Here is a 17,095-nt window from a genome sequence, read left to right as displayed (position 1 = left end):
TTATAATTTCCATTAATAAAGCCATTGTTATACATTTATTGTGTCTCAATACTATATTTTCAATTATGGTGTAAAAAATGTGAATGATGTTCCGGCAACTGGAATGTTATTTACATCTAGTATAAAGTGAAGCATACAAATTTGTTTGATAAAAAAGTCTATTGTTTTATGAGTTCACAAAGTGTTTTGATATTTGTTATTATTTGTTCAACATTTTCATATTCAATTTATGGACAAAAGAAAGAAAGTAAGACTAAGCTTAGCTCGTCTATGCAACGGTTTACAGGAAATGATAGTGATAATGAATTATATACACGTTTCCGTTATAAGCCTGTTAGTGGCTTGGGATATGAAGAGGGAGTAAATAGGAGAGACCCTAGTTCTATTATTAAAGTGGGCGATTTGTATTACGTTTGGTATACCCATTGTAAAGACACAGAATCAAGTTGGTTAAATGCAGACTTGTGGTATGCTACTAGTAAAGATGGCGTAAATTGGAAAGAACAAGGTCCGGCCGTTGAGCGAGGTGGTAAAGGCTCTTGGGATGATTATAGTGTTTTTACAACTAATATATTAGTGGCTAATGGCAAATACTATTTAACCTATCAGGCAAGAACATTTTTCGAGCAACGTAATGTTATAGGTATGGCCTGGGCAGATACTCCAGACGGGCCATGGACAAAACTTTCTAATCCCATTTTACGAACAACTCCTGATGGAAAACTAAAAAATGAACACAAAACGGGTTTTACTCATGTTCTAGAAGATGCTACCTTAGAGCCAGGTTCTTGGGATAGTGGAGCTGTTCATGACCCTGGAGTTATTGTTAGAAACGGAAAATATTATTTATATTATAAAGGGCATGCCGTTGGAGAAAAGATGTATTCCGACTCTAAATGGGGAGTAGCAATTTCAGATTCACCTGAAGGCCCCTATATAAAGTCGCCTTACAATCCTGTAACCAATAGCGGACATGAGATATGGGTGTTTCCGTGGAAATCAGGCATAGCAGCCATAGTAGATTGGGCAGGTCCTGAAAAAGGAACAGTACAATATTCTGAGGATGGACTTAATTTTGAAGTCATTACTGTTTTAGAAGATATTCCGCCAGCTGGAGGTGCCTATATTGCTGATAAATTTTTAGATACTAAAAACGGAAAGGGGTTTGATTGGGGCTTATGTCATTACGGACGGTCTAATTGGACATTTTTGGTCCGTTTTGAATGCGATTTAAAACAGGATTCAAAAAAGAATTTAGATTGGGGACAATTTAAACACTATAGTACTATTAGAGATGTGATGCTATACCCGGAGAAATATGGGGTGACTTCAGAGATTTTACAAAAAAAGAGAAATTAGAGAGCGGTATCAATAATTAGATCAATTTGAAAAAAAAACGCAATATCAGATATCAGATATCATATTAGAATTCTTAGAAGCAGCTCTCAAAACACTTAGTTATAGAGAAACTCGTAAACCCACATGGTTTCAGTGCGTTGTGTCATATCAAGATAGTTGGGCTGTACGTAGAGAAGGGAATAAGCATTACTTCTATGCATAGAAATGAAGATAGATATAAACAAATTTTAGAATTATTGTCAAATTCACAAATATTTAAAATATTCTGGACTGATCAAATAAAAACTAGAGATGAGATATTAAAATATGTTTCTCAATTTGAAGATCGAAATGTTGTTATTGTACCGATGAATAATAAAATATCAACTATTGGTGCTGGATTAGCGGCAATAGAAAACAAAAACATACAATTATCTTGTTTACAGACAAACAGTTATAACTTAAAAGGTTATTCTGAAACTGGTGATTATATATGAAATGTCTAAGGCTATTTAATGTAATTGTTTTTATTTTTTACAATTAGTAATATTTAAAAAACTATATTCTTGGTTTGTAAATATCAATAATTATAAACTATAGTATGTGTTTATAAGACGAATAACTTTTATCTTATAAAATCAGTGTGTTAATTTGTTTTATTTTGAAATTTAGGTCTTGATTTAAATTCCTATTTGAAAAGAAGTTTTATTAAAACCCTTGATTGGCTCAAAAGATTAAATTTATTGCAATTGTGAATGAAGAAAATATTACCAGACTATTAAAAGGATAATAAATTTTTTGTACCACCTTTGCGCCTCAAAGCACATAAACTCCTATAAGTATTAAAAAGTTACATATGGTATAGGGAAATAGTAGGTAAGTTTAAAATAAGTCAATACAAATTTTATAGACAATCTGAATTTAAGAAATTTCAGAAAGAAGTAACCAATACCTTATCTACAAATGATTAATTAATGGTTATAATATTCGTAATTATTTAATTTTAAAATTTGCCTATTAATTCGTCTAAGCTGTCTATGGAACAAATATAATTTTCCCTTATATAAAGCCCCATTCTAATACAGTATCAATTTTTAGTTTCAGACGACCATTTATAGAATTTGACACCACATGTAGGGCATGTACCAGGATCTTCTTTTAAGTAATAATATACTGGATATTTTACTTTTATGTAATTCAAAATATTAACCTTATTGTTTCAGAATTATCAACAAAGTAATTCTAAAAAGATAATATATACTATTATTTTTTGTGTCTGTAGATCTTAAGGATCGTTCAACGTATTGTCTTTTAATATTTTTCAATAGTTTTTAATTACGATTTTCTTTAGGCTTATGTTAAAATTATTTGTCCAATCAAAATATATTATTATATTTGGAAAACCAATTTGGTTTACCAATTTGGTTTTCCAGAAATAACTAATTAATTTTAAACTATTTATTATGAAAACAAAATTACTTCTATTATTACTTTGTGTGTCTGTATTTGGGTACGCACAAGTTCAGCCAGCAGTGCTTAACAACCATTTTAATAAAATACCAAAAAGCTCCGGTAGTGACTGTTCTTGCTCTGGTTGGATGAATAAAGATATAGGCGATCAAGGAGGGTCGTCAACTGATATTGACGGATCGGGTTCGAATGATGGAGTTAAGTTTGATAAAAACAACGATGATATAATCTATCAAGAGGTTGAAGTATTGGCAAACACTGAATACAAAGTGAGTTACAGCTATCAAATAGAAGGAGAAACAACATCTACGAGTAAATTAGAGATACGTATACTAAAAGGTTCTGAATATAAGGACGGATACACACCGGCATATGAAGATACGGATAATGCGCCTTCAAGTGGATTTGGGTATGAGACATTAGCATCGGTGGAAGATGGTGCAAATAATTTAATATCCGCCGTGTTGGTAGATCCTACTGCTGATGATGAATATTATACAGCCGAGTTTACGTTTAATTCTGGGAGTGAAACAAGTATAGCTCTTTTTGCAAGAGGTATAGGTGGAGCAGATCCCGGTGTAGGAGGAAGCCCGAAAGGTTTTGATTTTATTAACGGTGATGAGTCTGTTAGGTTAGATTATATGTTTCTAACAAATGAGGTCACGGCTTCAGTTGAAGATTTATTAGCATCCAACTTTAATATATATCCAAATCCTGCAAAAGATTATGTTTCTATCGTATCTAAAAATATCACTATACGTTCTGTTGAAATATATAATGTAATTGGAAAACGATTATTAGTAAGTAATATATTGAATGATAACAAGCTTAATATTTCAAGTTTAAACTCAGGGGTTTATTTATTGAAAATTAATGCCAATGGGAAAAGTGTGGTTAAGAAAATAGTTAAAGAGTAATTGTTTGTTTAGTTGAAAAGAGCCTTTTGTAAATTATAAAAGGCTTTTTTTTTATTTAGGTATTAGACTTGTTAGATAGTATTTTTTGTAATAAAATCATGTCATCAAATAAACGTAGAAATTTCATAAAAACAAGTGCTCTAGTAGCAGGCGCTATTGTGCAATTAGGAATTTATCAAGATGCTTGGGCTTACATGAATTCGTTGCCCTCTGATCCCTTAGATATCAATGTATTTTCAAAGCACTTACATTTTTTAGATTATAAGTCACTAGGTGAAAAAGCAAATGAACTAGGGTTTTCGGGGGTTGATTTAACTGTTAGAAACCATGGACATGTACTTCCTGAAAATGTTAATAGAGACTTACCTTTAGCTATAGATGCCATAAATAGAAGTGGGTCTAAGTGCACCATGATAACGACTGCAATTGAAAGTGTTCAAAATCCTTTGGATATTAATGTGTTGAAAATGGCCTCGAAATGCGGTATTACCTATTATAGAACTAATTGGTTTCGGTATTCTGAAGAAGAAGATATGTTAAGCAGTATTCGAAAATATAAAAAACAAATTCAAGAATTGACTATATTGAATAAGGAACTTGATCTTATAGGGTGTTATCAAAATCATTCAGGCATTAAGGTAGGAGCATCATATTGGGAAGTATATCAATTGCTGGAAGGAATAAACTCTATGTATTTTGGAACTCAATATGATATTCGCCATGCCATAGCAGAGGGTGCAAATTCTTGGGAAAATGGATTAAGATTATTAAAACCATATATTAGAACAATTGTACTTAAAGACTTTAAATGGCAAAAAGTAAAAGGAAAGTGGAAAGTCGTAAACGTACCTATTGGTGAAGGATTAGTAAACTTTACTGCATATTTTAGGTTACTTAAACAATATAAGTTAAGACCACCGGTATCACTCCATTTAGAGTATGATTTAGGTGGTGCAGAAAAAGGGATGAAATCAATAAAAGTGAATAAAGAGGTTGTTTATAATGCCATGAAAAAAGATCTTGATATGGTCCAAAAACTATGGAGATTAGCCTAAAATTATAACCAACCTTGAATTACTATATAATATAACCATGAAAAAAAAATCTAATAGTGTTTCTCTATTTAATATTATAAATAAGACTGGCCTATTATTAACAGTTTTGTTTTTAAGTCTTGGGTGTAATCAGCACGATTCGGGCGATAATTTAATTTTAGTATCTGACAACGAATCATTAATAACCGCTTTAGAAAACACTAAACCTGGTGACATTATTACACTGTCTAACGGTGTATGGAAAGATATTCAAATCAAATTTAGAGGACAAGGGACCGAGGAAGCCCCTATTACTTTGAGAGCAGAAACTGAAGGAGGAGTAAGTATAGAAGGCGTATCTTATTTAAAATTTGGTGGGGAGTATCTAATAGCGGAAGGTTTACATTTTAAAAATGGGTATTCACCTTCAAGTGCGGTTGTAGATTTTAAAATAAACGATGACGAAATAGCAAATCACTGTAAAATTACGAATTGTGTCATTGAAGATTTCAATAAATTAAAGAGAGATGATAGTGACCTGTGGGTTAATTTTTGGGGTAGACATAATGAACTAAGTAACTGTTATATAGCAGGGAAAACCAACAGGGGACCAACAGTTCGCGTAAATTTAGAAGGCATTGAAAGTATTAATAATTATCATCAAATTGTAAGTAATCATTTTGGTCCTAGACCGGTGAAAGGAGGACCAAGCGGAGAAACGATTCAATTAGGAAACAGTTTTACATCTATGGCACCAAGTTACACTATGGTTGCTAATAATTTGTTTGAAGCTTGCAACGGTGAGGTAGAAGTAATTTCAAGTAAAACTAATTTCAATGAGTTTAGAAACAATGTTTTTTATAAAAGTGAAGGATCTTTAGTTACTAGGCACGGTAATTATTGTACTATTGATGGCAATTACTTTATTGGTGATGGTATTAACGAAAACTATGGAGGTATTCGAATTATAAACACAGGACATTGGGTTACAAATAATTATTTTTTTAATCTTAAAGGTAAAAGTTTTAGGAGTCCGTTAGCGGTTATGAATGGAATCCCTAAGTCTCCGCAAAATAGGTATAATCAGGTTACTGATGTTGTAGTTGCCTATAATACATATGTAAATTGTAGCTCACCATGGCAGTTTGGCGTTGGGACTAACATTGCTCAAGCTGATGTGTTACCGAAATCAGAAATCCGATCAGCTAGGGCTATTAGGACTACCGTTGCTAATAATATTATATATAGTAAACCAGGTGTTAGCCAGGTTGTTATAGAAAACGATAAGGCAGACGGAGTGACTTTTAAAAATAATGTTGCGTATAATAATGATGCGAAGTTTAATAATTTTGATGGAGGTATAATTGAAGCCTCATTAGGTTTGAAAAGGATATCAGATAATATTAGTCTTCCAACTGGTATACCTACAGAAGTTAAGCCTTTTATTGGTTTTGATTTTAATACCATTAATAAAGATTTATTTGGAAAATCCAGGCTAGATAACAATAGTATTGGAGCTGTTATTGGTATAGACGTTATCGACCCAAATATATTGGATAAAACCAAATATGGAACAGCATGGTATTCAAATGAGCCTGAAGAAAATGAACCTGTTGTGCATGTTGTAGCCGCAGAAGATAGTCTTCAATCAAAAATCGATGCTGCAAGTCCTGGTGATATTATTGCTTTAAAAGAGGGCCTATATACCGTTGATAATTCATTAATAATAGATAAGACCTTAACGATTCAATCTAAAGAAGGAGCAAAAGCACAAATTCTATTCAATGGATCTGCTAATTCGCCTTTATTTGCTCTAAACCCTAAAGGAAAATTAATTGTTAATGATTTAGTTTTAAAAGGAAACAATACAAATTATGCATTTGCTAGTTTAAAAGAAAATATGTCTAATCATTTTGGATTAAAAGTTTCTGGATCTAGTATAAGTGATTTTAATTATGTTCTAAAAGTCTATAAGGAGTCTTTTTCAGAACGAATTACTTTTAAAAATACTTCAATTTTTAATTGTGAAAATGGACTTGAACTATCAGAAGAGGTCAATGATAAAGGGGATTATAATACCGAGTATTTGACTATTTTTAATTGTGAATTCGAAAATGTTAAATCCAATGTTATCGATTATTATAGAGGAGGTTATGATGAGTCAACTATTGGAGGCAACCTTATGGTGTCTAATTCAACCTTTACTAACTGTGGTGCAAATGAAAAAAATCATATTCTGTTAAACCATCGAGGTATTATAAATGTTAAGCTTACTAAGAATACGTTTAAAAATAATCCAATTGACTTTGTGGCCATATTATGGGGCGCGAAAAACAATAGTGAGTTAGAGAATAATTTAATCAACTCTGGGAAAATTAAAACAGAGCAAAATTTAAAGTTAAAAATGATGTATTAAAAATTATGGCTAAAAAAGTTGTAACATTTGGAGAGGTAATGATGCGTTTATCACCTCCTGGATATGAAAAATTCTCTCAGGCTTCATCGTTTGAACTTGTTTATGGAGGCGGTGAGGCCAATGTTGGTATCTCTTGTGCTTATCTAGGAATGAAAGCTACTCATGTTACCCGTTTTCCTGATAATGCTCTTGGTAAAGCAGCGACGCAATTTTTACGTAGACATTGGATAAATACCGAAAATGTTATTTATGGAGACGATATGATGGGTAAGTATTTCCTAGAAAAAGGAGCTGTTCACAGACCAAGCGAGGTTATTTATGAAAGAGAAGGTTCAGCCTTTTCTTTAATTAAGCCTTCTATGGTAAATTGGGAAGAGGTCCTTAAAGATGCAGATTGGTTTCATTGGACTGGTATTACACCCGCCATTTCGGAAGGTGCAGCTCAGTGTTGCCTCGAAGCCATTAAAACAGCAAACAAATTAGGTGTAACCGTATCAGGAGATATTAACTCAAGAGATAATATGTGGAAGTATGGTAAAACCATGCAACAGGTGATTCCTGATATGGTGAAAAATTCTGATGTGGTAATCACCAGTAGCCGAGGTATCAAGGATATGTTTGGTCTGGGTGGACCTAAGGATAATTTTCAAGATTTAGCGAAACAATTGATAAATCATTTTCCTGATATCAATAAAGTAGTCAAAAAAACCAGAAGAATTATGAGTGCATCACATCACCAAATTCAAGGTAAGTTGTGGAATGGAGAAAAATATATTAAAACAGATATGCTAAACATTACTCACATAATAGACCGTGTTGGAACAGGTGATGCTTTTGCAGCAGGCTTAATATATGGATTATTGCATTATGAAGATAAGCAAGCTTTAGAATTTGCTTCTGCTGCTTGTGCGTTAAAGCATACTGTTCCTGGAGATGTAAATACCGTTTCTTTAGACAATGTACAAAGTTTAATGGAAGGCGATACTTCTGGTGCTATTAAGAGGTAAAATTAAACGAATAAAATATTATTCATTATGACTATTAAAACGATTAAATCAATATTTCAATTTTCTTTATTTATTAGCCTTGGGCTCATGATAAATAGTTGTATTGATAAATCAAAACATATGGATAATATAGATTCAAAAGCCATAATTTATCCAAATGACGTTATCCCTTTTATGGATAAATGGAGAATCCTTTTAGGAGATGGAACTCGTTCTGATAGTTTAGTGAATTTTCGAAAAAGCAACTTTTTTTACGTAGAAAGTGATGATAATACCAATTGGGTAGTTTACAAAACACCAAATTCGGGTATTACTTCTAGAACATCTAGTAATACAAGAACAGAATTAGGGGAGAAACAGCATTGGATACCAGAGGTAGGAGGAAAATTAACAGGGACATTAAAAGTACAGCACGTATCAACAACTGGAGATGCAAGTGTCCCGTCGTCTTTTTCGGTAGTTGTTGGACAGATACATAGTGACGAAGGACATGAAAACGAACCTTTAAAAATCTTTTATAAAAAGTTCCCAGGCCACAAAAAGGGATCTGTGTTTTGGAATTATGAAATTAATACAGCTGGAGATAATTCTGGTCGATGGGATTTTTCAACGGTTGTTTGGGGAACTGATTGGGCTACGGTAGGTACAAGTCCAGATGGGTATCCAAATGAACCGGAAGATGGTATTGCTTTAGGAGAAGAGTTTAGTTATGTAGTAAATGTTTATAAAGGCATGATGTATCTCTCTTTTTCGAGCGAAGGACATGAGACTAAAACTTTTACAAAAAACTTATTGCAATCAGATTTTTCAGAAAAAGAAGATATTCCAAAGCAGGTGTTGGTAGTATATGCATCAAAGAATGGAGGAGGTGTTGAGCGTGATTCTGCCTATGCTGGAGAAATACAATTTTTTAAACAAGGAGCTTATAATCAAGCTAACGGAAAATCAACTAAATCTGAAACTTATAATGGAGATATTGCAAAACAATATGAAAATGGGAGTTATGCTGAGGTTTGGTTTAGAGCAGGAACTATAGGAGCAGGTACTTCGCCTAACAACTAAAATCTATAACAATTGAAAAAAGTAGTCTTCATAATGGGGGTTTCTGGAAGTGGAAAAAGTACCATAGGAAAATTACTGTCACATCATTTAGGCATGCCCTTTTTTGATGGAGATGATTTTCACCCTCAAAGTAATATTACGAAAATGTCTAGCGGAAAACCGTTGAATGATGTTGATAGACAAGGTTGGTTAGAAGTTTTGAATGAGTTGGCTAAAAGTCAACTAGATAAAGGCGGATGTGTTATTGTATGTTCTGCGTTAAAACAGAGATATCGAGATGTTTTAAGTAGTGCAATTAAAAATGAAGTAAAATGGGTGTATTTGTCAGGGTCTTTTAAGCAGATTTTTGAAAGATTAAACAAGAGGCCTGAACATTTCATGTCATCAAAATTACTGCAATCTCAATTCGATATTCTAGAAGAACCTAAAAATGCTATCGAAATAGAAATTGCACTGACACCCAAACAAATAGTTGAAAAAGTGAAAGAAGCATTGAATATAAAGTCGGAATTCGGATTATTTGGACTAGGGGTTATGGGAAAGAGTCTGAGTAGAAACTTAGCACGAAAAGGTTTTCATATATCAATCTATAATCGTGAAATAAAAGGCGTTGAAGAAAATATAGCTGTAGATTTTAAGAATAGTTATAGTGAGCTTGTGTCAGCAAAAGCATTTTCAAGCATTAAAGATTTTGTAGAATCGTTACAAAGACCAAGAAAAATTATGCTGATGGTCAATGCAGGTGATATTACCGATATGGTAATCGAGGATCTGATTCCTTTTTTGTCATCAGGAGATGTTTTAATTGATGGAGGTAATTCGAACTACCTTGATACAAAACAGCGTTATGAATATTTGAAAGCAAGGGATATTCAGTTTATAGGCGTAGGAGTTTCAGGAGGAGAAGCAGGTGCACTTAAAGGGCCCTCTATTATGCCAGGGGGGAACAAAGAAACTTATAATTTGGTTAAACCGTATTTAGAAGGTATAGCGGCGAAAGATGCCAATAATTTGCCCTGCTGTACATATATAGGAGAAGAGGGTAGTGGTCATTTTGTAAAAATGGTTCATAATGGTATTGAATATGTTGAAATGCAACTATTAGCAGAAGTATATACCATTTTTAAAGCTATGGGGTATAATCCAGATAAAATTGCCAATATATTGGAATCGTGGATTCCTCAGGCCAATAGTTATTTGTTAGGGATAACAATAGATATATTAAGAAAAAAAGATGGTGAAGTGTGGCTAGTTAATAAAATAGTAGATAAGGCAGGAAATAAAGGTACAGGAAATTGGACCACAATTGCAACTGCGCAATTAGGCGCTCCAAGTACTTTAATTGCTTCTGCGTTATTTGCACGCTATACATCGTTTTATAAAGAAGAAAGACTTCAAGCTAGTATAAGTTTTAATATAAAGTCGACAGCCTTAGATTTGGAAGATGCAGATGTTTTAAATGCATATCAGTTTGCTCGAATTATAAATCATTTTCAAGGGTTTAAGTTAATTTCAGAAGCCGGAAAAGCCTATACATGGGAGCTAAAATTGAATGAAATAGCTAGAATATGGACGAACGGATGTATTATAAAATCTGATTTTATGGAAGGATTGATTTCAGTATTAAAAGATGGTGATAATATTTTGACACATAAAACTATAATAAAGCAAATTCAATATATGAAACCATTAATAAACCATGTGGTATCTGAATGTGTTTTAATGGAAGTTCCAGTGCCTTGTTTAAGTGAATCTGTTAATTTTTTAAACGCTTATGTTACGGCAAATTCGTCGGCAAATATTATTCAGGCTCAACGCGATTATTTTGGAGCGCATACGTATCAGCGAACAGATGACAGTGCTGGAAAATTTCACCACACTAACTGGAAGTAAATATTAAAAGGGATAAAAAGCAAGGGAACTAAATACGAAAAGTAATGTTAGAGTCGAAAAAGAAGAAATCCTTATTAAAAAAGATAATTGCTTTAGTCTTAGGTTTTGGCCCTGGTATTTTTGCTATTGGTTATACTATAGGGACTGGCAGTGTTACATCTATGATTGTTGCAGGAAGTACTTACGGAATGCAATTATTATGGGTGCTTTTGCTTAGTTGTTTGTTTTCGGGAGTTTTGATGTTTGCATATGGCAATTATGGATTGATTACAGGAGAAACAGCACTTTACGGTTTTAAAAAGCATATAAGAGGGGGCAAGTTTTTGGCTATCCTTATTATAATTGGAATTTCATTTGGTCAATGGAACTCGCTTATGGGGATTTTAGGAATATCTACAAATATGCTTTATGAGATTTTCGCAATGAACTTTGAAGATTTGGTGAGTTATAAATATGAAACGGTTCTCATTATTGCCATTGTAATTATTGCTGCTTTTTATGGTTTATTATTAGTTGGTAAATACACATTCTTTGAGAAGATATTAGTCATTTTTGTAACCTTTATGGCATGCTCGTTTATAATTTCCTTATTTTTTGTGAGCCCTTTACCAGCCGATGTAGTTATGGGGTTAATACCTTCAATTCCTGATGTGGCAGGTGGGAAAATGATGGTAGCTGCTTTTGTAGGCACAACAATGGCAGCGGCAACATTTTTATCACGCCCACTTTTTGTAAAAGGAAAAGGGTGGACCATAGAGCATTTGGCACAGCAGAAACGAGATGCTATTACAGCGGCTATACTAGTGTTTATTATAAGCGCTGTTGTTATGGCAGTAGCATGTGGTGCACTGTTTCATCAAGGAAAACCAGTAACTCAGGTTCTTGATATGGCCAATACCTTAGAGCCGGTTGCAGGTAATCTAGCCGTTACCATTTTCTTTTTTGGAACACTTAGCGCAGGTTTATCCTCAATATTTCCTTGTTTGTTAATAACACCATTACTTTTAGCTGATTATCAATCAGGAACATTAGATACAAATTCGGGACAATTTAAGATAGTTACCTTCATCGCCTGTTTGGTTGCTTTAATTGTGCCGGTATTCGGAGCTAACCCTATAGAAATGCAGATACTATCTCAAGTTTTTAATGTCTTCGTGTTACCCATTGTTATTCTTGGGATTATTCTAATGATAAATAATAAAAATGTCATGAAAGGTTACAGAACAGGTGTTTTTGTAAATGTAGGTTTGTTTGCTGCGCTTTTATTTTCTTGTGTAATATCATATAACGGAATAATAGCCTTACTGGGTTATTTTTAATAAGGATTAAACTAAAAATAAATGACTGACTTAAAAAGCATAATTAAAATGAATAAAAATAATATCATTCTATTATTGATTAGTATTGGGGTTTTCTTATCAGTATGCAGCTGTAAAAATAAGTCTAATGAAATTCAAAAAAGTGAATATTCGAGTGATGTTATTCCATTTTTTGATGATTGGAATTTAATTTTAGGTGATGGTTCAAATGTTGGTATAGCAAACAATTATGAGCATAAAGATTTCTTTTATAATACGCATGATGGTAAAGAAGATTGGGTAGTGTTTAAAGCTCCAAATGCTGGAGATACACATGGTACTTCAAATAATTGTAGAACAGAGTTGGCTCAATTAAAAAAGTGGTATCCTGCAACTGCCAATGATAAATTAACCGCTACACTTAAGGTAAAGAATGTGTCATCTACTGGTGATGCTCGGGTAGCAGCTTCATATGCCGTGGTGGTAGGTCAAATTCATAGTGCTGATGGGTTTGAAAATGAACCTTTAAAAATATTCTATAAAAAATTCCCTGGTCATACCAAGGGTTCGGTGTTTTGGCACTATGAAATTAATACAGCTGGAGATGATAATTCTCTAAGATGGGATTATTCATCAGCAGTTTGGGGTTATGATTTTTCTGTTGTTGGTACTAGCGAAAACACTTATCCAGAAGCCCCTAAAGAAGGGATTGCTTTAGATGAAGAATTTAGTTATGAGGTTGTAGTAAAAGAAGGTATAATGCACTTGAAATTTACAAGTGAGGGACATGAAACTATGACGTTTACTAAAAACTTACTAGTATCTGAATATTCAACCATTACTGAGATTCCTCAGCAAACACAAGATTTATTTGTACCAATAGGACAAGATGGAGTAGAGCGCAAAAATGCCTATGCTAAAGAAGGCTGTTTTTTTAAGTTAGGCTGTTATAATCAAACCAATGGAAAATCACCCGAAGTTAATAGAAACTGGTGTTCTAGAGCTGAAACGTTTGAAGGCGATATTCAAAAGCAATATGCCAGTGGAAATTATGCTGAAGTTTGGTTTAAAACGGCTAGTATAACAGTAAGTGGCCTTGCAGTATCTAATGAAGGCTATTTTTCTAAAAACGATTAAATAAGAAGACATGTTAAATACTAAATTATCTGGAAAAAATATACTTATTACCGCTGGTGCACAAGGTATTGGTGAAGCAATTACCAAACATTTTATTGATAACGGAGCAAATGTTTCTATCCATTATTTTTCAAGTGCGGATAGAGCTAATCAATTAAAAACATATGCAATTGACAAAGGACAAAAAGCAGTTGCTATAAGTGGTGACTTAACAAAAGAAGGTGATGCCATTACTTTAATTGAAGAGACCGTAGAGACGTTAGGTAGTTTGGATATATTAATAAATAATGCTGGTTCACTTGTAGCGCGTAAGTTATTGGGTGATATGCGAGCTGAGTTTTGGCATAAGGTTATGGATATTAACCTAACTTCTATGATGTTTGTAACACGAGCTGCATCACCCTATTTGGCAAAAAACAGCAACAGCAGTATTGTTAATTTGGCATCACTAGCAGGAAGAAAAGGGGGACATCCTGGGTCGTTGGCTTACGCTACTAGTAAGGGAGCTATATTAACCTATACAAGAGCACTTTCAACAGAGCTTGGACCTCAAGGAACTAGGGTTAATGCGGTGGCACCTGGCCTTATTCTTGGTACTTCTTTTCATAATACGCATACTACAAAAGAATCAGCAGATGCTACGACTGCCAGTATTCCAATTCAACGTGCCGGCAATTCAGATGACGTAGCTCGTGCGGTTTTGTTTCTAGCTTCAGAATACGATGGTTTCATAACAGGGGCAACTTTAGATATTAATGGAGGAGTTTACAATATGTAGTTCTGTTTAAATACCTTTTAATAAATTGAAAATAACCATAAGTTGAATCTTAATATATGGTAATCCGATCTTACTAATTTAAAAAATTTACAACCTCGTGGTTAACCAATTTGGTAAACCATTTTAAATTAATCTAAAATGAAAAATATATTACTTTGTGCATTATTACTTTTTTCGTCATTACTAATAAGTCAAACCACATATAATATCAATGATCCTGCTGCATTGGAGGATCAAGCTTATGTGCCTGGAGATGTCATAGTACTAGCAAATGGCAATTACAACTCTAGTTCCACAATTGATTTTATTGGTAATGGAACTACAGACAATCCAATTGTTTTTAGAGCAGAAACTCCTGGTGGAGTAAAATTTACAGGGGGGTTACAACTGAATATTGGTGGTGATCATGTCGTTGTTGACGGTTTTCATTGGCAAGGAGGTTACGGATCTAGTAGTGTAATTGAATTTAGAAACGGAACGGATTATGCAAATAATAGTACAATCCAAAACTGTGCAATGGACGGGTTAACAATTGAAAATCCAAGCCCAACAACAAGCACAAAGCATAATTGGATTATGTTGTACGGAACTTATAATACTGTTATAAACTGTTCATTTATGAATAAGGCATCTTCAGGAAATATGATTCTCGTTGAGCTTGCCTATAATTTTGACGATAACCCTTGTGCAGTTGTAGGTCATACGATTAGCAATAATTATTTCTATAATTATGAAAAGATTGATCCTTCGCTAAGTAATGCTGGAGATAGTGAGACTATACGAATAGGAACTAGTTCATATCAAATGGTTAACAGTAGCTGTATAGTTTCTAATAATTATTTTGTCGAGGCTGATGGTGAAAATGAAATCATTACAAATAAAAGTAAAAACAACACCTATATAAACAATACTTTCAGAAGAAGCAGGGGTTCTTTAGTGCTTCGTCATGGTTCGCATGCTACTGTTGATGGTAATTACTTTTTAGGTGAAAATGTTGATGGTACTGGAGGTATAAGAATTGTTGATAGTGAACATACCATTACCAATAATTATATTCAAGATTGTATTACGGTTGTTGATCAAGGTATTTGGAATAATGGAATAACATTTTTAGGAGGAAATGAGAATAACTCAGTACTTTGTTCGTCTTCAAACGAATCAAATGGATATCAACAAGTTGAAAATATAAACCTTTCAAATAATACTATTATAAATACTAATGCGCCTTTATTCTTTAATGAAGCCAAAGGGTCTACTGATCCAACTGGGACAGTTGCAAATAACTTAATCTATTTTTCATCTGGTAACGCAAATATTACGGATGTACTTACAGGGAACACAACTACTTCTTATGTTGGCCTTGGCACAGCCCTAACTTATGCGGGTAATGTGTATACAGGGACTGTTTTAGGTGCAACAAATACGGGTTTTTCTGAAGAAACAGGAATTTCAGCAATAGTTGATGGTGAAATATTTATGTTTTCAGGAACTGGGTCTGCAGGAAAAGGGGCAGATATGGCTTCGTATAGACCAACAACCGATGATATGGTTGGTTATGGAATTGGAGCTTGCTTTGTAGATAATTTTGGGGCTAGTATAATGGATGGTGATTGTACTATTGACATTCCAGAATCATTAACTGTAGGAAGTTTGCCAACGTTTACTAAAGATGGAGGTAGTAAAGGTGTTTCGGTTTTTGCGAATGTTAGTTGGACAGCTGTGTCAAATGATGCATGGATATCTATCGATATTAACTCAGGTACTGGCGATGCAAACGTTTCTGTTACAGTTACCGAAAACATGGATACGAATAGTAGAGGTGGAACTGTAACATTTTCACAAGATCCAGGAGGTGATGATATTATTAGAACTTTAAATGTTACACAGGAAGGTGCAGATTTAACAGATTTATACGACCTTATTAATACTGGCCTAGATAGTGACCCTGTAATTATTCATTCCTTTTCTAAACAAGAAGTAAATGGTACGACCAAGTTTAACTATGCATCTAATACACTAGATAAGGACAATGGCTCCGTTTGGGCTGCCGATGATGGTCCAGTTCTTTCGGGGGATTATAAAGGTGATGGGGAATATATCATTTATGATTTAGGAGATGAATATCATCTAGATTTAGTACAATTTAGTACAACCAATAAATCTGATGCTTTTGGTTACCAAGTTTGGGTTTCAACTACGGGAACTGATCCGTCGAATTTTTCAATGGTTTTACCAACTTCTGGAGATTTGTTATTAACCGCAACGGGCACAACAGATTTTAATCAGTATGAGGTTACTATAAATGCACGATACGTAAAATTAATAGGGTATGGGCGATTTAATAGCGGAGGTGATACACGAGAAAGTGCGTGGTCCGCTATTGGAGAAATAGAATTTTTTGGTACACTAAGTCGCTTGTCTATTAATAAGGTAAACCAAAACGACATTGTATTGTTTCCGGTGCCATCAAAAGATATTCTTAATATAAGAACTAAAGGTATCAATATAAATGAGATTAATATTTATGGTATAGATGGAAGACGTGTTTTGAATAAAGCTATGCACACACCTAAACCGGAAGTGGTTCTAAATATATCGTCACTTTCAAGCGGCACTTATCTCATTAAATTGATAGATGATAATTATTTTACTATCTCTAAAGTCATAATAATTTTATATTAATAAGTCTAAGGAAAACATTTTTAACAAAATAAAATTGGGAGGGTGTCTAATAATGATTATATT

12 protein-coding genes are annotated in these 17,095 nt (G+C 33.5%); all 12 read left to right on the top strand.

Annotation, left to right across the window (positions count from 1 at the left end; all coding sequences use genetic code 11):
* Window positions 1-168 precede the first annotated feature (168 nt).
* Entirely contained in the window at window positions 169-1,359 is a 1,191-nt protein-coding gene (locus Q0857_RS12365) for a family 43 glycosylhydrolase (RefSeq protein ID WP_298535711.1), read from the top strand.
* Window positions 1,360-1,553: 194 nt separating this feature from the next.
* The gene (locus Q0857_RS12360; RefSeq protein WP_298535709.1) at window positions 1,554-1,835 is read left to right on the top strand and encodes a hypothetical protein; all 282 of its coding nucleotides are present in this window, start codon (window positions 1,554-1,556) and stop codon (window positions 1,833-1,835) included.
* 966 nt (window positions 1,836-2,801) lie between these two features.
* Window positions 2,802-3,725, top strand: coding sequence for a T9SS type A sorting domain-containing protein (locus tag Q0857_RS12355; protein ID WP_298535707.1), 924 nt, complete (start codon window positions 2,802-2,804; stop codon window positions 3,723-3,725).
* Window positions 3,726-3,823: 98 nt separating this feature from the next.
* Complete coding sequence (locus Q0857_RS12350; RefSeq protein ID WP_298535705.1) at window positions 3,824-4,780, top strand: TIM barrel protein; 957 nt, start codon at window positions 3,824-3,826, stop codon at window positions 4,778-4,780.
* A 37-nt stretch (window positions 4,781-4,817) separates the two neighbouring features.
* Complete coding sequence (locus tag Q0857_RS12345; protein ID WP_298535703.1) at window positions 4,818-7,175, top strand: chondroitinase-B domain-containing protein; 2,358 nt, start codon at window positions 4,818-4,820, stop codon at window positions 7,173-7,175.
* Window positions 7,176-7,180: 5 nt separating this feature from the next.
* Window positions 7,181-8,182 carry a sugar kinase gene (locus Q0857_RS12340; RefSeq protein ID WP_298535701.1) on the top strand — a complete coding sequence of 334 codons (1,002 nt, stop codon included), beginning with the start codon at window positions 7,181-7,183 and terminating at the stop codon, window positions 8,180-8,182.
* 120 nt (window positions 8,183-8,302) lie between these two features.
* Window positions 8,303-9,244, top strand: coding sequence for a polysaccharide lyase family 7 protein (locus Q0857_RS12335; RefSeq protein ID WP_298535698.1), 942 nt, complete (start codon window positions 8,303-8,305; stop codon window positions 9,242-9,244).
* Between the two features lie 12 nt (window positions 9,245-9,256).
* The gene (gndA, locus tag Q0857_RS12330; protein ID WP_298535696.1) at window positions 9,257-11,137 is read left to right on the top strand and encodes an NADP-dependent phosphogluconate dehydrogenase; all 1,881 of its coding nucleotides are present in this window, start codon (window positions 9,257-9,259) and stop codon (window positions 11,135-11,137) included.
* A gap of 44 nt (window positions 11,138-11,181) precedes the next feature.
* Window positions 11,182-12,456 (top strand): Nramp family divalent metal transporter, encoded by a 1,275-nt coding sequence (locus Q0857_RS12325; RefSeq protein ID WP_298535694.1) that lies wholly within the window; start codon window positions 11,182-11,184, stop codon window positions 12,454-12,456.
* Window positions 12,457-12,477: 21 nt separating this feature from the next.
* Complete coding sequence (locus Q0857_RS12320; RefSeq protein ID WP_298535692.1) at window positions 12,478-13,572, top strand: polysaccharide lyase family 7 protein; 1,095 nt, start codon at window positions 12,478-12,480, stop codon at window positions 13,570-13,572.
* Between the two features lie 10 nt (window positions 13,573-13,582).
* A complete protein-coding gene (locus tag Q0857_RS12315; RefSeq protein ID WP_298535689.1) occupies window positions 13,583-14,350 on the top strand; it encodes an SDR family oxidoreductase in 768 nt (255 codons plus the stop codon).
* Window positions 14,351-14,488: 138 nt separating this feature from the next.
* The gene (locus Q0857_RS12310) at window positions 14,489-17,032 is read left to right on the top strand and encodes a chondroitinase-B domain-containing protein (protein WP_298535687.1); all 2,544 of its coding nucleotides are present in this window, start codon (window positions 14,489-14,491) and stop codon (window positions 17,030-17,032) included.
* Window positions 17,033-17,095: the final 63 nt, after the last annotated feature.

Origin of the sequence: uncultured Algibacter sp. (genome assembly GCF_947495925.1) — a bacterium.
Lineage (GTDB): Bacteria > Bacteroidota > Bacteroidia > Flavobacteriales > Flavobacteriaceae > Algibacter_E.
This window is presented reverse-complemented; position numbering and strand designations above follow the sequence as displayed.